Origin of the sequence: Streptomyces sp. NPDC046925 (assembly GCF_040644915.1) — a bacterium.
Taxonomy (GTDB): domain Bacteria; phylum Actinomycetota; class Actinomycetes; order Streptomycetales; family Streptomycetaceae; genus Streptomyces.
Map to the genome: position 1 here is coordinate 438,537 of NZ_JBEYWZ010000006.1, position 17,783 is coordinate 456,319.

Here is a 17,783-nt window from a genome sequence, read left to right on the forward strand (position 1 = left end):
ACACTAAAATCGGCACGCTGAGCGCGCAAAAGGTCACGCGGCGTCAAACCGCCCCTCAAGCCGCCCCGTCGGAGCCTCTGCCGCCGTTCCCCGCCGTCTCCTCGTACGGCAGCGTCAGGGTCGCCACCGCTCCGCCGTCCGGTGCGTTCGTGAACGTGAGTCGTGCGCCGAGCACCGCCGTCTGGCCCAGCGCGATCGTCAGACCGAGCCCGTGCCCCCGCGAGGTCCCCTCCGTGCGGAACCGCTGCGGCCCGTGCTCCACCAGGTAGTCCGGGTAGCCGTCGCCGTGGTCGCGCACCGAGACCACGGGCCCGTCGACGGTCAGGACGATGGGCAGCCGCCCGTGCTTGTCCGCGTTGGCGATGAGATTCCCGAGCACCCGCTCCAGGCGCCGCCGGTCGGTGTGGACGCAGGCATCGCGCACGACGACCAGCTCGGCACCGACGCCCGAACCCCGCGCCGCGCGCTCGGCCAGTGGGGCGAGATGGTGGTCGTCCAGGTCCACGTGCTCGCTCTTCGCGTCGAGCCGGGAGATCTCCAGCAGGTCCTCGGTGAGGGTGCGCAGGGCGGCGACCCGGTCGCGCACCAGCTCGGTGGGGCGCCCCGGCGGCAGCAGCTCGGCCGCCGCGTGCAGACCGGTCAGCGGCGTGCGCAGCTCGTGCGCCACGTCCGCCGTGAACCGCTGCTCGCTCTGGAGCTTGCCCTGCATCGAGGACGCCATCGTGTCGAGGGCGCCGGAGACCGCCGCCACCTCGTCCTGGGTGCGGGACGGCTCACGGGTACGCGGATCGTTCACGCGGGCGTCGAGGTCTCCCGCGCTGATCCGGCGCGCCACCCGCGCCGTCTGGTGCAGGCGGCGCGTCACGCGCGTCACGGCGAACGCCCCGACCAGGAGCGTCGCCCCGATCGCGAGGACGGACGAGCCGAGGATGGCCCGGTCGAGCCCGTCGATGGTGCGGGCGCCCTGGGCGTAGTCGACCCGGACGGCGATGGCGCGCCGGTCCGTGGTCGGCCCCGCGGCCCACATCGTCGGCCGGGAGTCCCGGGTGTCGACCATCGTGCCGCGCTCCCCGCCCACCGCGAGTTCCCGCAGCCGCCCGGGAAGCCCCGCGGGGTCGATGCCCGCGCCGGGACCGGGGTCGTCGCCCGCCTCGTACGCCTCGGTGGCGTCGTCGAGCCGGGTGAGGGCGTGCTCGCGGGCCTGGCCCACGGTCTGGTTGGTCACCGAGACATGGACGAGGGCGCCGAGCAGCGCGGCGAGCGCGCAGCACATGACGGTGATGAAGACGGCGGCCTTCCAGGTCAGCGTCGCCGTCCAGGCGGGCAGCCGCGGCCCGCGCGGCATCCGGTGACTCATGATCTCGCGCTCGGGGAGGGAGCGGGCCGGACACTGCCCGCGGGCTCGGGCTTGCGGGATGGCTTGCGCGACGGCTTGCCCGAGGGCGCGTTCGCGGAACGCACGATCTCGTCGGTCGTGGGCAGCATCGTCTTCTGGTGGGAGTCCCAGGACCAGACGGTGCGGTACTCGTACCCGTCCATGCCGGAGACGGCGCGGACTATCACCTCGTGCCCGGCGAGCTCGACGCCGAGCACCGCGTCCCCCATCTCCATGATCTGCGTGAGCTGCTTCTTCTCCATCGCGTAGGCGCGGATGTCGAGGTTCTCGGCGTGCCCCTTCGCCAGCCGGATACCGACGATCAGGTCGTCCTCGCCGTCGCCGGTGAGATCGCGGTAGTAGGCGTTGAGCACGGGGCACTCGTCGCCGCCGGTCTCGCCGGTGCCGCACTTGTCCAGCTGCCGGGCGGTCTCCTTGTAGACGGCGTCGGACCGGCCGTACATCCCCGGATTCTCGTCGAAATCGGCCTTGGCGACGGCGACGGGATTGACCTTGCGCAGATCACCGTCCGGCACGCTCACGCCTTTGACCGGCAGGCTCTCTATCGTTCCGTAGTCCTCGGCGGGCGCGGACGGAGGCGGCAGCTTCGGCCACAGACGGGTGGGTGCCTCGGCGGTGGGCGTCGATCCCGCGCCGCGCAGATCGCCCGGGTCGCCGCAGCCGCCGGCCAGCAGGGCCGCGGACAGGACGAGGCCCGCTGCGAGCGCGAAACGGCTGCGGTGCACTGCACTCCTGCCTGCCCGCGGAGCGGCCACGGGGGCGGCTCGGCTGCGGCGCTTGGTCCGGTTGCGCCGCTGCGGGGTCCGGCTTTCCGGCCCGTCCGGCTTACGGCGCGAGGTCTGCGTAGAGAATGATGTTGTCGGTGCGGTGACCGTCCTTGATCGGCCCGCCACAGGTCAGCAGGCGCAGCTCGGGGCGGTCGGTCGCCCCGTACACCTTATGGGTGGGGAAGTTCTTTTTGTCCACCTGTTGAATCTCGCGCACCTTGAACGTCGCGGTACTCCCGTCCGCCCGCGGCACCTCGATCTCGTCCCCCATTCTCACCTCCGCCACGTTCTTCATCAGCGCGGGCCCCTTCGCGGTGTCGTAGTGGGCGACCAGAACGGCCGCTCCCTTCTCGCCCGGAGTGACACCTCCGGTCCACCAGCCCGGCTGGTCCGCCTTGTCCACGGGCGGCACGTCGAGGGCGCCGTCCGCGCCCACGCCGAGGTCGAGCATCGAGGTGGCGTCGACCCCGGCCGCCGGTATCCGCAGGCCCGTCGGCCGGGACTTCTCCAGCGGGGTGTGGGGCTTGGCGGCCGGGGCGGCGGAGGCGTGGTCGACCCTGATGTCGGGCGCGGGGTCACCGGAACCCTGGCCGCAGGCGATCAGGCCGACGCCGAGGGTGGCGGTGAGAGTGGCGGCGGCCGCCATACGGGCGGGGCGGCGGCGCTTCGTGGGGGTGGAGGTGCTCACGGGGGCTCCTGGAAGGGGGTGCCGTGCGGCTGATCGCTGCGAGGAAGGGGGATCAAAGCACCTCTGACACTAGATGTCCGTGATTGCGGCAATTCATCAGCTATGTAACAGCGGGCCATAACTGTGGGGGCGGTGCCGTCACGGATGGCTCAACTTCTCTCCCCGGCGCCCGGGTTCTTGCCCCGGGCATGTCCTTGCTGCTCCCATGGTCCGTGGGGTGATGGTGCATGAGCGGACTGCGCGTCATACCGGCCTGGCGGCACGGACAGGAGCGGCTGTACGTCTGCCTCGCGGACGGCAGGAGCCTTGCGTGGTACGAGAGGGAGTCGTCCCGCGTGAACCTCCTCAGCGAGGAGCACAGGGAGGCCGTCCTGCGCGCCCTCGCCCCCTTCCTGACCGGCGGCTACTCGGTCGGCCCGCCGCCCGTCCCCACCCCCGCCGAGCTGGCCCGCCTCGCCCTCCACCCGGATGACGACCTGGCCCCGAACCGCCCCGGCGAGGCCCTTCTGATCGCCCTCGACCGCGACCCGGCCCCCGCCCGCCGGTTACGCGCCGATCCGCGCCAGCGCGCGCTCGCCGCCGAGCAGGCCATCGGCGAGGTGCTTGACGGCCTCGAAGGCGGGGGCTGGCACACCCTGCACTCGGTGCCCCTGCCGGGCGGCGCCCGCATGCATCACCTCCTGATCGGCCCCGGCGGCCTGTTCGGCGTTCACACCCTCTCCGCCCGCAAGCAGCGGGTCCGCGTCGCCGACCCGATGATCGCGGTCGGCCGCGCGGACCCGCGTCCACTTCTGAGGGAGATCCGCGCCGACGCCGACCGGGCGTCCTTCGCGCTGACGGCCGAGATCCGCCCGGTCCTCGCCCTCTCCGGGGCGGCGGGCCTGGACGTCACGGCGCCGCCGCGCGACGTGCGGATCGTGCGCGACGCCGAGGTGTCCGCCGTCGCGGCCACCGGCGGCGTACTGAAACCGGCCGATGTGGAGGCGCTGCACGCGATGGCCCGCGACCGGCACACGTGGCTGCGGGTCTAGTTCTCCGCCGGCTGTTCCCCTGTCACAGGTTGTCGCCCCAGCCGCCCTGGATCATGGTCTGGAACGCCCAGGCGCCGCCCCGCCTCAGCAGGATGTCGGCGTAGCGCAACTGCTGCGTCTCGCCGTTCGCGGTCATCACCGAGTCGGTGAAGACCACGGCCATGGCGGGGGAGAGGAAGACGGGCGTGCGCGTGGACTCGAAGGTGATGTCCTCGCTCCCGTCCCCCATCACGTGCGTCATGGTCGCGACGAACTGTTCCCGGTCCCACTGCGCGGAGCGTCCGTCGCCCGCGGAGTCGTCGCTGACCAGGTTGAGGGGGAAGACGGCCAGGTCGGCCATGCGCTCCACGTCGCGCCGTGCGCTGTGGGCGTCGTACTCGGCGAACCAGGCGGCCAGGCTCGCGCGGTCCTCGTCGGTCGGGACGTATCCGGTCTCGGGCAGAACGGTCATGCAGGCTCCTAATCAAGTTTGACTAATGCGGTGCGCAGAGAAAGGTATGCTCGATCGGGCTCGTAGTCAAACTTGATTAGAGGTGATGCCGGTCACGTCCATGCCCCGGGATGCTTCACGGCACCTCAGCGGAACCGGACGACCACCGCGGTGGCATGCCGGGTCGTGTTCTGCCGCACCTCCACCGTGACGGCCGGTTCGGTCGGCAGGGCGGTGTACGTGACCTCGCCGATCCCGGCGGCGATCGCGGTCCCTTCGCCCCTGGCCTCCGGCAGCGCCGCCCCGGCCGCCGTCCGCAGCGCGGGGCCGAGCGGCGACGACACCACGGGCGTACCGTCCCCCGGCAGGACGAGCACGAGCGCCTGCGGGCGGGCCCTGCTCCCGGTGAACCCGACGACCACCGCGTCCCGCGTATCGCTGTGCCGCAGCTTCAGCCAGGCCCGGGCGCCGCCGCGGTAGCTCCCGTCGAGACGTTTGATCACCAGTCCCTCGATGCCGGTGGCGGGCAGGGTCTCGTACCAGGTCAGGGCCAGCGCGCGGTCGGTCGTCATCGGTACGGCCTGGAGCGGCGGGCCGAGCGGTTCGAGGATGCGTACGAGGCGTGCTCGCCGCTCCTCGTAGGGCAGGGCGCGGCAGTCCTCGCCCCGGTCGGCGAGCAGATCGAAGGCGGCGTACGAGGCGGGGAGCGTACGCGCGAGATGTGTGGCGTGCGCGCGGGTGCCGGCGGCGCGGCGCTGGACGGCGGCGAAGTCGATGCGGCCGTCGGCCCAGACGACCACCTCGCCGTCGAGCACGGTCCCGTCCGGCAACTGTTTCGCGGCGTCGGCGAGATCGGGGAACGCGGTGGTGACAAGCCGACCGGAGCGGGCCTGCAACCGCACGCGGTGGCCGTCGGCGAAGACGATCAGACGATGCCCGTCGAACTTCGGCTCGTACGCCCATCCTTCGCCCTGCGGCAGCGCGGTGACGGACTCGGCGAGGGCGGCCCGGAGGGGCGGGGTGATCATGTGCCGGCCTTGCGGGGGAGCGGGCGGGCCCGGTCCGGATCGGTGAGCGGCGCCAGCAGATCCCCGTACTCCTCAAGGCGGGACGCGATGTCGCCGGCGAGGAAGACGAGATCGGCCGGGGCGCCGCACGCCTCGACCTCCTCCCAGGTCACGGGCGCGGAGACGGTCGGTTCCTCGCGGGCGCGGAGGGTGTAGGGGGTGGCGGTCGTCTTCGACGCGGCGTTCTGGCTGAAGTCGACGAAGACCTTGCCGGGGCGCAGGCTGCGCGTCATCCGGTGGACGACCAGGGCGGGCAGCTCGGTCTCGGCCTCCTTGGCGAGCTCTTTCGCGTACGAGGTGACCTGCTCGGAGGGGGTCGGCTCCAGGGGGCAGAGCAGATGCAGCCCTTTGGATCCGGAGGTCTTCGCGTAGACGTCGAGGCCGTCCGCCTCGAGGCGCTCGCGCAGCCAGAGACCTGCCCGGCAGCACTCGACGACGGTGGCGGGTGCGCCCGGATCGAGATCAAGGACCAGCCGGTCGGCCATCGCGGGGGCGTCCGCCTGCCACTGCGGGGTGTGGAACTCGGTCACGAGATTGGCCGCCCACATCAGAGAGGCCAGGTCGTCCACGACGATCTGCCGCATGTCCCCCTCCGAACGCGGTACGTCGGCGGTGTGCACCCAGTCGGGGGTGCCGGGCGGCACGTTCTTGGCGAAGAACTGCTGGCCGCCCGGCCCGTCCGGGAAGCGGAGGAAGGAGACGGGCCGGTTGCGCAGATGGGTGAGGAGGGCCTCGGCGGCAGTGGCGTAGTAGTGCAGCATCTCGCCCTTGGTGAAGCCGGATGCGCTGTAGAGGACCTTGTCGAGATTGCTGAGGGCCAGCCGCCGCCCCTCCACCTCGGTGATCGGCGTCATACGATGAGAATCCCACGAATACGGACGAATCACCGTAAATCTGAGCTCGGCTGCTGAGAGGTGCCTGACGTGCGATCGATATGGAACGGTGCGATCTCCTTCGGTTTGGTCAGCATCCCGATCAAGCTCATGAACGCCACCGAGAACCACTCGGTCTCCTTCCGGCAGGTCCATGTGGAGGACGGGGGCCGCGTCCGCTACCGCAAGGTGTGCGAGCTGGAGGAGCGGGAGGTGACGTCCGCCGAGATAGGCAGGGGGTACGAGGACGCGGACGGCTCGATCATCCCGATCACGGACGAGGATCTGGCGGCGCTGCCGATTCCGACGGCCAAGACCATCGAGATCGTCGCCTTCGTGCCGGCGGACACGATCGACCCGATGCAGATGGACACGGCGTACTACCTGTCGGCCAACGGAGTCCCCGCGACGAAGCCGTACACGCTGCTGCGGGAGGCGCTGAAGCGGAGCGGCAAGGTGGCGGTCGCCCGGTTCGCGCTGCGGGGGCGCGAGCGCCTGGGGATGCTGCGGGTGGTGGACGACGTGATCGCGATGCACGGGCTGCTGTGGCCGGACGAGATCCGTACGTCGGAGGGCGTGGCCCCGGAGTCCGGGGTGAGGGTGCGGGACGCGGAACTGGACCTGGCGGACGCCCTGATGGACACCCTGGGGGAGGTCGACATGTCCTCCCTGCACGACGACTACCGCGCGGCGGTGGAGGAGCTCGTCACCGCCAAGGCAGAGGGCACGGGCCCCGCGGAACCGGCACCGGACGCCTCGGACGCGGACGGCGGCAAGGTGATCGACCTGATGGCCGCACTGGAGAGCAGCGTCCGCGCGGCGAAGAAGGACGGGCCGGACGGAGGCGTGGCGAAGGTGACGTCACTGGAGGGCAGAACGAAGAAGTCGACGGCGAAGAAGTCGACGGCGAAGAAGACCACGGCAAAGAAGACCGCGGCAAAGAAGTCGGCGCCCGCGAAGAAGACCACGGCGAAGAAAGCAACGGCGAAGAAGACCACGGCGAAGAAGTCGACGCCCGCGAAGAAGAGAACGTCCTCGGCATAGGCGGCACAGGCGGCACAGGCGGCACAGGCGGCCGCGGGGCGATCGGCGGGTACCCCGCGTGGCGCCCCAGGGCTCGCCCCGGCCCCCGCACCCGGCCAACCTGAAGAAATGACCCAGGACAAGAACGACAACTACCGCCCGGTGGTCTTCAGGGACCGCTCCGCGGGCTACGCCTTCCTCACCCGCTCCACCGCGGAGAGCAACGAGACCATCGAGTGGGACGACGGCGAAACGTACCCCCTGGTGGACGTGGAGATCTCCTCCGAGAGCCACCCCTTCTACACAGGCAGGGCCAGGGTCGTGGACTCCGAAGGCCAGGTCGCCAAGTTCGAACGCCGCTTCGGCGACCAGAGCCCGCCCGCGCCGCCCTCCGCCGGGTGACGAAGCCCGCCGAGCCACCGAAGGGCCCCCGCCGAGCCCCCGCCGGGCCACCGCCACGCCACGCCACGCCGCGCGGACGGTCAAGAGTGGCAGGAGCGCCCCGGCGGCCCGACGATGTCCGTAGGACGTTGATCACGAGAAGGCGGCGCGCATGACGGACGGCATGACCGACGGCACCACCGATCTCCGGGCGCTGGCGGCCGAGGCGTACATCTACGGCTACCCGATGGTGCGCAACCTCGACGAAGTCGACCGCTTCTCCCGCAACGGCATGGGCTCGGTGCCTCCCGCGCCGTCCAACGAGTTCAGCCACGGCAGCAAACTCGCGGACCCCGACGACTCCGCCGCGGACGCCAACCGCGACACCGTCTACTCGATCGCGCACCTGGACCTGTCCGGCGGAGCCCTGCTCCTGACCGTGCCGGACACCGGCGGCCGCTACTACGTCCTGCAGTTCACGGACGCGTGGACCAACAACTTCGCGTACGTGGGCCGCAGGGCGACCGGCACCGGCGAGGCCAGCTACCTGCTCACCCCGCCCGGCTGGGACGAGGAGGTCCCGCCGGGCGCCACCCGGATCTCCGCGCCGACCGTGGTGGCGATGATCGTCGGCCGGTGGGCCTGCGAGGGACCGGATGACCTGGCGGCGGTGCGGGCGCTCCAGGAGGACACACTCCTGGAGCCGTACTGGACGGCCTCCGATGAGCCCCTGGGCCTGCCGACCCACACGTACGTCTCCGACGACGAACCGGAGCTGCTCTTCTACGAGAAGCTGCGGGTCAGGATGGCGGCCTTCCCGCCGGCCCCGGCGGAGACGGCGTACCAGCAACGCTTCGCCCCACTGGGCCTGTTGGACGCACAGAGCCCGTACCCACACCCCGGACCTGAGCTCGCCGAAGCGCTGCGCGCGGGATTCACCGAAGCCAGGGCGAGGATCGAGCACGCGTCGACGTCGAGCGACAGGGACCAGGAACAGCAGAGCGCCTGGAAACTCAGCTATCACGATCACGACTACAACGCGGACCACTTCGAGGTGGGCACCCTCAAAGACCCCCAATGGATCTGCAAGGACCGCGATACGGCCCACCTGCTGCGCGCCACGACGGCCCACACCGCGCTCTGGGGCCAACACGGCTACGAAGCGGCGTACGCGATGACCTGGACCGACGCGGAGGGCCACCCCCTCGAAGGCGAGAACGCCTACACCCTGCGCTTCGAGAAGCCCCCGCCGGTGGACGCGTTCTGGTCACTGACGATGTACGACGCGCAGGACCGCCGCCTGGTCCCCAACCCCGTCGACCGTTACTCCATCGGCGACCGCACCCCGGGCCTGACGTACGCCGACGACGGCTCCCTGACCCTCCACCTGCGGCAGCAACGCCCCACGGACGACAAGACGGCCGCCAACTGGCTCCCCACTCCGAGCGGCCGCTTCCGCCCGCTGCTGCGGATGTACACACCGCGGGCAGCAGTCTTCAACGGGACGTACGAGCTCCCGCGGATCCACCGAGCCTAGAGCCTAGGAACGCGCCGGGCCCGTCATCCCGCGATCAACGGGCCCGCGTACTCGCCCTGGAGTTTCCAGGTCCCGTGCACGATGCAACGCTGCTTGGGGATCTTCTTGATGGTGATCTTCGAGTCGCTGCGGTCGAGGACGAGCTGAAGCGCCATGCCCTGTTCGTCGTGCACGTCTATGCGGGGCGAGTCCGACGCGAAGTCCTGCACACCGAGATCCTTGACGGCGGCGACGAGCGACATCGGCACTTCGACCAGCTCATAGACGAGGGTGCCGGGAGCACTCCTGAGCTTGAACGTGCGCAGCATGATCCAGCGCTGGACCGCCGCCAGGAATTCGTCGAACAGCTTCATCGTGCCGTCGTACCGCATCCGTGCCGACCGGCAGTCCTGGATCCAGGCGCCCTCGCTGAGCTTCGAGGTGTGCAGCTCATGGAGCTTGATGTCCTTGGCACTCGTGCTCTTGGCCGAGACCTGCTTGCCGTCCACCCGAAGGTCCCAGAAGCGGGTCGTCTTGCTCGGCGCCAGTTCGACGGCCATGCCTTCGACGCCACAGGAGGCCGCGAGCGCGTTCTCGAACGCCAGCCGGTCCAGCGGCGTGGTGTGGGTCCCGTGATGAGCCTGCAGGCGGGCTTTGAATTCGGCGGAGAAGGAATGGGAGACGAGATTGCTCTGCGGATTGACGAACGAATCAATCGGCCGGAGCATCGAGTCGACGATATTCCGGATCTGCCTCAGCTGGGCCTCGTCGCACTTGCCGAGGAGGGCGTACGCGTCCGCGGAGTCGGCGGAAGCCCGAACCTGCGTGACGACACCACGCACGACATGCGCCTGGTGCTCGTCGAGCTGAGATATGCCCGCCAGCAACTCATTCTGATCGGCACTGTTCATCGCGGTCCTCAGAGGCCCTTCGCGCTCGTCTTTCGAGTTCCTTCGCGGTCAGGCGGCGGCGAATTCCGGGACCTGCGGGGCTGCCGATTCGGCCGCACCGGTCTCCCGGATGTCGTCGGGCCGCAGATGAGTCCCCGGCAGGATGAGATCGCCGACAGTCGGGCGTTCCCCGGTCAGGATCCAGCGGCACACGGAGGCGAGCTGGTAGCTGACGAGGGGAGGGACGGCGTCACCGATGTGCCGGTACTTGTTGCTGAGGCTGGTTCCGTCGAACTTGTAGTCACGCGGGAATCCATTGAGGATCCCGAGCTCCCGGACGGAGCACAGACGGTCTTCCGTGGGGTGGGAGTAGCGTCCGTTGCCGACGTGCGCGCACTCCCGCTTGATCGTGGGAGCGGGCCGGTCCCAGGCCATGCGTCCGTATACGTCGGGGAAGCTGCCGAAGTCCCCCTTGTCCACGGACTTGACCATGGCGGGCGTCAGGAAATCGCTCCCGCCCCGGACATTGAGAAGGTCCCGCCAGGAACCCCCGTCGTGCGGGATCTTCTGGAGACGCCCGAGCGTGGCGGGGGAATGGAAGCTGGGGGAGGCGTGCGCGTCGTCCGAGGGATGCGCTTCACCGGCGTCGATGGCGGGAACCCCGTCGAGGGCGCGCCGTACGGTAGTCGCTTCCGGCACCAGGGTCCGGCCGGCCCACGCGTCTTCGAGTGTCCGCAGGTCGTATCCGGGGGCGACGGCGATGACGAGCGCGCGCTCGCGCACCTGCGGAAGCCCGAATTTGTTGAGGACGTGATTCTGGGCGTGGACGGTATAACCCCGCGCTTCGAGATCCCCCTTGAGGACCTCGAAATGATGGGCCCAGCGCCCCTGAAGAAGCTCCCGGGCATTCTCCATGACAAGAATCTTGGGCTGGAAAGCGTCGACGAAGACGATGGTGCGGCCGACGAGACTGTTCCTTTTGTCGTCCGCGAGGTGATTCTTGGCGTTGGTCCGAGAGAATCCGGTGCACGGCGGGCAGGCCGACAGGATATCGATCGGCGACGTCACACCCATGGACTGTCGCAGTGCTTCGGGATCGACTGTTCCCAGGTCGGTTTCGACCGGGGCGATGCCCATATTGGATTCATAGGTGGTGTTGCAGGCCAGAGATCCCTTGGGGCTGCTCGGCTTTCCCAGCTGGGCGTCGGCGGCGCCGATCACCTCGAAGTGCGGATGAGCATGGAATCCAAAGCTCATCCCGCCGCCGCCGGAGAAGAGGTCGACGACCTTGTACGTCGTCGTCGGCTCGGGGGTAGTTGGTACGGCATCGTCCTTGATGATGTCGGTTTGACTACCCACAGTGAGCCTCCTGATGATCAGGCGAAAACCCTAGCACCACCGACATCTCGGGAACCCGGCGCTGAGAGACAGCAAAAAAGAGCGGGAGTCAGTGAGACTGACTCCCGCTCTTCCTGTCGGCATCCGCCCTGCTCAGCGCATGATCTGTGCTGGCTGCGTGGCGAGTGCCCCCGGCAGGATTCGAACCTGCGCACACGGCTCCGGAGGCCGTTGCTCTATCCCCTGAGCTACGGGGGCGTGTCAGCGCGGGTTGCGCGGCGACGGGTAGAACCCTACCAGCTCCGAACGGCTCCCTATGAACAGGTATTTCCGCACTCCATGGGTACGGGAGCCGCCGCATCCGCACCCCCTGTCCCGGGGGTCACGATCGACCGCCCGCACGCTCCCTCGCGCGCGCCCTCGCACGGGGCGGAAGTGGGGAAACGCCGGACGCGGCGGTGGGCGCGGACCTACTCTCGAGTTGTGTCAGGCGTGTCCGGCCGCGTGCTTGTTGTGGACGACAACAAGGTCATCCGGCAACTGATCAGGGTCAACCTCGAGCTGGAGGGCTTCGAGGTCGTGACCGCGGCTGATGGTGCCGAGTGTCTGGACGTGGTCAATCAGGTCAGACCCGATGTCGTCACGCTCGACGTGGTCATGCCCCGCCTCGACGGACTGCGCGCCGCCGCGCGGCTGCGCTCCGATCCGCGGACCCGGCATCTGCCCATCGTCATCGTCAGCGCCTGCACTCAGTACGAGGTGGAGAGCGGGCTCGAGGTGGGGGTGGACGCGTTCCTGGCCAAGCCCTTCGAGCCCAACGAACTGCTCGGGATCGTAAGGCAGTTGATGGAACGCGGCGACGGCGGCGAGAACGGGCGTGGTCCCCTCGGCGGTGAACGCGGGGCCGCCGGAGAGGCCGAACGCGCCGGCCGCCCCGGCGGCTGACCCGAGCAGGGAGCAACCGGCGGCTGACCCAAGCAGGGAGCACCCGGTGGCTGACCCGAGCAGGGAGCAACCGACAGCCTGGTTGCCGGTCCGCCCGCCCGACCTCTCTCACCCAGAGACCGGACCGCCCACCCCCGCCCCGCCGATGCTCCGGCCGCCCCCGCACCCCCCACCCGTCCACATCCCGGACCATCCGGGAAACCGGGTCGCGTCCCCACCCCCCTCCTCCCATACGCTTGACCCGTGACCCCCGTCGAGCTCTCCCGTACCGTGCTGCGCGCCATGCGTGGTGCCGTTGCTGACGGGGAGCTCCGTGGCCTTGGTGACCTGGGGGAGAGCGGGGGAGAAGGCGTCGCCCGGAAGGTTCTCGTCGAGCGGTCGCGGCCCGGCGGATGCGGGGATTACGCCACCAACGTCGCCCTGCAGATCGCCCGTGCCGCCGGACGCTCGCCGCTTCAGGTGGCCGAAGTACTGTCGCCGCGCCTCGCCGGGCAACCCGGCATCGCGGCCATCGACATCACCGGCCCCGGTTTTCTCAACATCACCCTCGACAGAGGCAGCGGCGGCAGCGGCAGCGAAGGCGGTCAGGGAGACAGCCCCTCCGCCGAGCTCGTACGAGACGTACTCACCCGCGGCGCCCGCTACGGACACGCCCGCCCCGGCTCCCGCGGCCCCCACCAGCTCCACTTCCCCCGCGAAGTCCGCGCCGCCGTCCTCGCCGACTCCCTCCGCCGCATCCTCGTCGCGCAGGGCGCCCTCGTGCGGAGCACCTGTGAGGAGGCCCCCGACGCAGGCTGGGCCGCCACCCTCGGCGTACGGGTCGACGCGCACGGGACGCCTCCCGTGCCGCTCAAGACCCTCCGGCCCGTTCCCGCCCCGGCCGACCCCGTCTTCCTCGGCCGCGACGCCGCCCGCTGGGCCCTCCTCAGCCCCGCCGCCCACGACCGGCCCCGCATCAGCGAGGAGCACCTGGTCCAGCGTGCGAGCAACCCCCTCTTCCGGGTGCGGTACGCCCACTCCCGCACCCGCGCCCTCACCCGCAACGCCGCCGCCCTCGGCTTCACCGCCGCGCCCGGCGACATAGCCGGGGACACGGCGGCGGACGCGCGCGACCTCCTCGACGCCCTCGCCGCCCATCCCCGCGTCCTGGCCGCCGCTGCCGAGCACCACGCGCCCGACCGCATCGCCCGGCATCTCGTCCACACCGCCGACGCCCTCCTCGCCTTCCAGCCCGCGGTTCTGCCGCTCGGCGACGAGAAACCCTCGGCCGCCCACCGCGCCCGGCTCGCGCTCGCCGAAGCCGCCGGGACGGTGCTCGCAGGCGGCCTGTCCCTGCTCGGCATCAGCGCCCCCGAGTACTTGTGACACGTGAAGACAGACGTGAATGAAGTGAGAGAGACGAACGCGACATGAGCCGTTCCGCACACCCCGCCGGGCCCCGCCACGCCGACGTACTGCCCGAAGGGCACTACACCGCCCCGGCCGCCGACCTGAACTCCCTCGACCCGAAGGTCTGGTCGCAGACCGTCGATCGTGACGCCGACGGTGTCGTCACCGTCGGCGGGATGCAGGTGACCCGGCTCGCCGAGGAGTTCGGCACCCCCGCCTACTTCCTCGACGAGGCCGACTTCCGCGCCCGCTGCCACGCCTGGCGCGGCGCCTTCGGCTCCGACGCCGACGTCTTCTACGCCGGCAAGGCCTTCCTCTCGCGCGCCGTGGTCCGGTGGCTGCACGAGGAAGGGCTCAACCTGGACGTGTGCAGCGGCGGCGAGCTCGCCACCGCGCTCGACGCCGGAATGCCCGCCGACCGCATCGCCTTCCACGGCAACAACAAGACCGAGGACGAGATCGAGCGGGCCGTCTCCGCCGGTGTCGGGCGCATCGTCCTCGACTCCTTCCAGGAGATCGTGCGCGTCGCGCACGTCGCCGACCGGCTCGGTGTCCGCCAGCGCGTGCAGATCCGCGTGACCGTCGGCGTCGAGGCCCACACCCACGAGTTCATCGCCACCGCCCACGAGGACCAGAAGTTCGGCATCGCCCTCGCCGGCGGCCAGGCCGCCGAGGCCGTACGCAGGGCCCTCAAGCTCGACGGGCTCGAACTCATCGGCGTACACAGCCACATCGGGTCGCAGATCTTCGACATGGCCGGGTTCGAGGTCTCCGCGCGGCGCGTCGTGCAGCTGCTCGCCGAGATCCGGGACGAGCACGGAGTCGAGCTCCCCGAGATCGACCTCGGCGGCGGCCTCGGCATCGCCTATACCTCCGAGGACGACCCCCGCGAGCCGCACGAGATCGCCAAGGCGCTCGGCGAGATCGTGTCGAGGGAGTGCGAGGCCGCCAATCTCCGCACCCCCCGCATCTCCGTCGAGCCCGGGCGCGCCATCGTCGGCCCCACCGCCTTCACCCTCTACGAGGTCGGCACCGTCAAGCCGCTCGAAGGCCTGCGTACGTACGTCTCCGTCGACGGCGGCATGTCCGACAACATCCGTACCGCGCTCTACGACGCCGAGTACAGCGTCGCGCTCGTCTCGCGCGAGTCGGACGCCGAGCCCATGCTCGTCCGCGTCGTCGGCAAGCACTGCGAGAGCGGCGACATCGTGGTGAAGGACGCGTTCCTGCCGGCCGACCTCGCGCCCGGTGATCTCATCGCCGTGCCCGCGACCGGCGCGTACTGCCGCTCCATGGCGAGCAACTACAACCACGCCCTGCGTCCGCCGGTCGTCGCCGTGCGGGACGGACAGGCGCGGGTCATCGTCCGGCGCGAGACGGAGGAGGATCTCCTTCGCCTTGATGTCGGCTGAAGAAACAACTGAGGAAATGACGGCCGGGCAACGGCGTCTGGCAGAGTATCGGCCAGTGAAATAGATGTCTCACGATCCGGACCGTGGACGGAATCCGCGATCCGGTGGGCGAGACTGGTCCCACTGTAGATGTATGAGAAGTGAGGTCGGATGATGCGTACGCGTCCGCTGAAGGTGGCGCTGCTGGGCTGTGGGGTCGTCGGCTCAGAGGTGGCGCGCATCATGACGACGCACGCCGACGACCTCACGGCCCGGATCGGTGCCCCGGTGGAGCTCGCCGGGGTGGCCGTCCGCCGTCCGTCGAAGGTGCGGGACGGAATCGATCCCTCACTCGTCACCACGGACGCGACCGCGCTGGTCAAACGCGGCGACATTGATGTCGTGGTCGAGGTCATCGGCGGCATCGAGCCCGCCAGGACCCTCATCACCACCGCCTTCGAGCACGGCGCCTCCGTCGTCTCCGCGAACAAGGCGCTCATCGCGCAGGACGGCGCCGCGCTGCACGCCGCCGCCGGGGAGCACGGCCGCGACCTCTATTACGAGGCAGCCGTCGCCGGCGCGATCCCGCTGATCAGGCCGCTGCGCGAGTCCCTGGTCGGCGACAAGGTCAACCGCGTCCTCGGCATCGTGAACGGCACGACCAACTTCATCCTCGATGCCATGGACACCACCGGTGCCGGCTATCAGGAAGCCCTCGACGAGGCCACCGCGCTCGGCTATGCCGAGGCCGACCCGACCGCCGACGTCGAAGGCTTCGACGCCGCGGCCAAGGCGGCGATCCTCGCCGGTATCGCCTTCCACACGCGCGTACGTCTCGACGACGTCTACCGCGAGGGCATGACCGAGGTGACCGGCGCCGACTTCGCGTCCGCGAAGCGCATGGGCTGCACCATCAAGCTGCTCGCCATCTGCGAGCGGGCCGCCGACGGCGGGTCCGTCACCGCGCGCGTGCACCCCGCGATGATTCCGCTCAGCCATCCGCTGGCATCGGTCCGCGAGGCGTACAACGCCGTCTTCGTCGAGGCCGAGGCCGCCGGACAGCTCATGTTCTACGGTCCCGGCGCGGGCGGTTCGCCCACCGCGTCGGCGGTGCTCGGCGACCTCGTCGCCGTCTGCCGCAACAAGCTCGCCGAGGCCACCGGGCCCGGCGAATCCGCGTACACCCAGCTGCCCGTGAGCTCCATGGGCGCGGTCGTCACGCGCTACCACATCAGCCTCGACGTGGCCGACAAGCCGGGTGTCCTCGCCCAGGTCGCGACGGTCTTCGCCGAGCACGGCGTATCGATCGATACGGTCCGTCAGACGGGCAAGGACGGCGAGGCCTCCCTCGTCGTCGTCACCCACCGCGCACCCGACGCCGCCCTCACCGGCACCGTCGAGGCGCTGCGGAATCTCGACACCGTGCGTGGTGTCGCCAGCATCATGCGGGTTGAAGGGGAGTAGTCAGCAATGACCCACCAATGGCGCGGAATCATCGAGGAGTACCGGGATCGTCTCCCCGTCTCCGACACGACGCCGGTCGTGACGCTCCGCGAGGGCGGCACGCCGCTCGTGCCCGCGCAGGTGCTCTCCGAGCGCACGGGCTGCGAGGTGCATCTCAAGGTCGAGGGTGCCAACCCGACCGGGTCCTTCAAGGACCGCGGCATGACGATGGCGATCACGAAGGCCAAGGAGGAGGGCGCCAAGGCCGTCATCTGCGCCTCCACCGGCAACACCTCGGCCTCGGCCGCCGCCTATGCCGTACGGGCCGGAATGGTCTGCGCGGTCCTCGTGCCGCAGGGCAAGATCGCGCTCGGCAAGATGGGCCAGGCGCTCGTCTACGGCTCGAAGATCCTCCAGGTCGACGGCAACTTCGACGACTGCCTGAACCTCGCCCGCGCCCTCTCCGAGAACTACCCGGTGGCGCTGGTCAATTCGGTCAACCCGTTCCGTATCGAGGGCCAGAAGACGGCCTCGTTCGAGATCGTGGACGCGCTCGGCGACGCCCCCGACATCCATGTCCTGCCGGTGGGCAACGCGGGCAACATCACGGCCTATTGGAAGGGCTACAAGGAGTACGCCGCCGACTCGATCTCGTCGCGTACCCCCCGGATGTGGGGCTTCCAGGCTTCCGGTTCCGCGCCCATCGTGCGCGGTGAGATCGTCAAGGACCCGTCGACCATCGCCACCGCGATTCGCATCGGCAACCCCGCGTCGTGGCAGCACGCCCTCGACGCGCGCGACGAGTCGGACGGCTTCATCGACGAGGTGACGGACCGTGAGATCCTGCGCGCCTACAAGCTGTTGGCGTCCCAGGAGGGTGTCTTCGTCGAGCCGGCGTCGGCCGCTTCCGTCGCCGGACTGCTGAAGGCCGCCGAGCAGGGCAAGGTCGACAAGGGCCAGCGCATCGTCTGCACGGTGACCGGCAACGGCCTCAAGGACCCGGACTGGGCCGTCGCGGGCGCTCCGCAGCCGGTCACGGTCCCGGTCGACTCGGCCGCCGCGGCCGAGCGTCTCGGTCTGGCATAACCCTCCCGGCCGGGGATAACCGCTGTAGTACGACGGCTTGACCGCCGCACCACGGCGGGCATAACCGTCCGGAAAACCCGCAACTCCGCACAGGGGGTGCACAGGGGGCTTACGACACGCATCGTGCGCC

Annotated in this window: 17 protein-coding genes and 1 tRNA gene; 9 read left to right on the top strand and 9 right to left on the bottom strand. The window is 70.2% G+C overall.

Annotated elements, in window-relative coordinates; genetic code table 11:
- Window positions 1-55: 55 nt before the first annotated feature.
- From ABZ906_RS26415 to ABZ906_RS26425, 3 genes are all read right to left on the bottom strand, one after another.
- Window positions 56-1,357 (bottom strand): HAMP domain-containing sensor histidine kinase, encoded by a 1,302-nt coding sequence (locus tag ABZ906_RS26415; RefSeq protein WP_361386562.1) that lies wholly within the window; start codon window positions 1,355-1,357, stop codon window positions 56-58.
- Window positions 1,354-2,121: a hypothetical protein gene (locus ABZ906_RS26420; protein ID WP_361386565.1), complete on the bottom strand. Its 768-nt coding sequence runs from the start codon at window positions 2,119-2,121 to the stop codon at window positions 1,354-1,356. Before ABZ906_RS26420 ends, ABZ906_RS26415 begins: the two co-directional genes overlap by 4 nt.
- Before the next feature lie 100 nt (window positions 2,122-2,221).
- Window positions 2,222-2,809 (bottom strand): class F sortase, encoded by a 588-nt coding sequence (locus ABZ906_RS26425; protein ID WP_361386811.1) that lies wholly within the window; start codon window positions 2,807-2,809, stop codon window positions 2,222-2,224.
- 269 nt (window positions 2,810-3,078) lie between these two features.
- Between ABZ906_RS26425 and ABZ906_RS26430 the strand changes: the two genes are divergently transcribed.
- Window positions 3,079-3,882: a nuclease-related domain-containing protein gene (locus ABZ906_RS26430; protein ID WP_361386568.1), complete on the top strand. Its 804-nt coding sequence runs from the start codon at window positions 3,079-3,081 to the stop codon at window positions 3,880-3,882.
- A 22-nt stretch (window positions 3,883-3,904) separates the two neighbouring features.
- Here the strand turns inward: ABZ906_RS26430 and ABZ906_RS26435 are convergent, their stop codons facing one another.
- The 3 genes from ABZ906_RS26435 to ligD all read right to left on the bottom strand — a co-directional run bounded on the left by ABZ906_RS26435 (window position 3,905) and on the right by ligD (window position 6,233).
- Window positions 3,905-4,333, bottom strand: a complete 429-nt coding sequence (locus ABZ906_RS26435) for a nuclear transport factor 2 family protein (protein ID WP_361181467.1) — start codon at window positions 4,331-4,333, stop codon at window positions 3,905-3,907.
- A 125-nt stretch (window positions 4,334-4,458) separates the two neighbouring features.
- Window positions 4,459-5,340: an ATP-dependent DNA ligase gene (locus tag ABZ906_RS26440; protein ID WP_361386571.1), complete on the bottom strand. Its 882-nt coding sequence runs from the start codon at window positions 5,338-5,340 to the stop codon at window positions 4,459-4,461.
- Window positions 5,337-6,233 (bottom strand): non-homologous end-joining DNA ligase, encoded by an 897-nt coding sequence (gene ligD / locus ABZ906_RS26445; protein ID WP_361386574.1) that lies wholly within the window; start codon window positions 6,231-6,233, stop codon window positions 5,337-5,339. The genes ABZ906_RS26440 and ligD overlap by 4 nt, the downstream gene beginning before the upstream one ends.
- 69 nt (window positions 6,234-6,302) lie before the next feature.
- Here ligD and ABZ906_RS26450 point away from each other — a divergent pair, with 69 nt between their 5' ends.
- The 3 genes from ABZ906_RS26450 (at window position 6,303) to ABZ906_RS26460 (ending at window position 9,192) form a co-directional block, all read left to right on the top strand.
- Window positions 6,303-7,295, top strand: coding sequence for a Ku protein (locus ABZ906_RS26450; RefSeq protein ID WP_361386577.1), 993 nt, complete (start codon window positions 6,303-6,305; stop codon window positions 7,293-7,295).
- Between the two features lie 108 nt (window positions 7,296-7,403).
- Complete coding sequence (locus ABZ906_RS26455; RefSeq protein ID WP_361386580.1) at window positions 7,404-7,676, top strand: type B 50S ribosomal protein L31; 273 nt, start codon at window positions 7,404-7,406, stop codon at window positions 7,674-7,676.
- Window positions 7,677-7,827: 151 nt separating this feature from the next.
- Window positions 7,828-9,192: a DUF1254 domain-containing protein gene (locus tag ABZ906_RS26460; protein ID WP_361386583.1), complete on the top strand. Its 1,365-nt coding sequence runs from the start codon at window positions 7,828-7,830 to the stop codon at window positions 9,190-9,192.
- A 23-nt stretch (window positions 9,193-9,215) separates the two neighbouring features.
- On the opposite strand, the gene ABZ906_RS26465 is transcribed toward ABZ906_RS26460, so the two are convergent.
- The 3 genes from ABZ906_RS26465 to ABZ906_RS26475 all read right to left on the bottom strand — a co-directional run bounded on the left by ABZ906_RS26465 (window position 9,216) and on the right by ABZ906_RS26475 (window position 11,657).
- Window positions 9,216-10,082 (bottom strand): hypothetical protein, encoded by an 867-nt coding sequence (locus ABZ906_RS26465; RefSeq protein WP_361386586.1) that lies wholly within the window; start codon window positions 10,080-10,082, stop codon window positions 9,216-9,218.
- A gap of 48 nt (window positions 10,083-10,130) precedes the next feature.
- Window positions 10,131-11,420 (bottom strand): DNA cytosine methyltransferase, encoded by a 1,290-nt coding sequence (locus ABZ906_RS26470; RefSeq protein ID WP_361386589.1) that lies wholly within the window; start codon window positions 11,418-11,420, stop codon window positions 10,131-10,133.
- A 165-nt stretch (window positions 11,421-11,585) separates the two neighbouring features.
- Window positions 11,586-11,657, bottom strand: a tRNA-Arg gene (locus tag ABZ906_RS26475).
- Window positions 11,658-11,834: 177 nt separating this feature from the next.
- On the opposite strand from ABZ906_RS26475, the gene ABZ906_RS26480 reads away from it, so the two are divergent.
- The 5 genes from ABZ906_RS26480 to thrC all read left to right on the top strand — a co-directional run bounded on the left by ABZ906_RS26480 (window position 11,835) and on the right by thrC (window position 17,653).
- A complete protein-coding gene (locus ABZ906_RS26480; protein ID WP_361386592.1) occupies window positions 11,835-12,344 on the top strand; it encodes a response regulator in 510 nt (169 codons plus the stop codon).
- A 243-nt stretch (window positions 12,345-12,587) separates the two neighbouring features.
- Complete coding sequence (nrtL, locus tag ABZ906_RS26485) at window positions 12,588-13,709, top strand: ArgS-related anticodon-binding protein NrtL (RefSeq protein WP_361386595.1); 1,122 nt, start codon at window positions 12,588-12,590, stop codon at window positions 13,707-13,709.
- 44 nt (window positions 13,710-13,753) lie between these two features.
- Window positions 13,754-15,145 carry a diaminopimelate decarboxylase gene (lysA, locus tag ABZ906_RS26490; RefSeq protein ID WP_361386598.1) on the top strand — a complete coding sequence of 464 codons (1,392 nt, stop codon included), beginning with the start codon at window positions 13,754-13,756 and terminating at the stop codon, window positions 15,143-15,145.
- A gap of 150 nt (window positions 15,146-15,295) precedes the next feature.
- A complete protein-coding gene (locus tag ABZ906_RS26495; protein WP_361386601.1) occupies window positions 15,296-16,588 on the top strand; it encodes a homoserine dehydrogenase in 1,293 nt (430 codons plus the stop codon).
- Window positions 16,589-16,594: 6 nt separating this feature from the next.
- Window positions 16,595-17,653, top strand: a complete 1,059-nt coding sequence (thrC, locus tag ABZ906_RS26500; RefSeq protein ID WP_361181444.1) for a threonine synthase — start codon at window positions 16,595-16,597, stop codon at window positions 17,651-17,653.
- The last annotated feature ends 130 nt before the right edge of the window (window positions 17,654-17,783 follow it).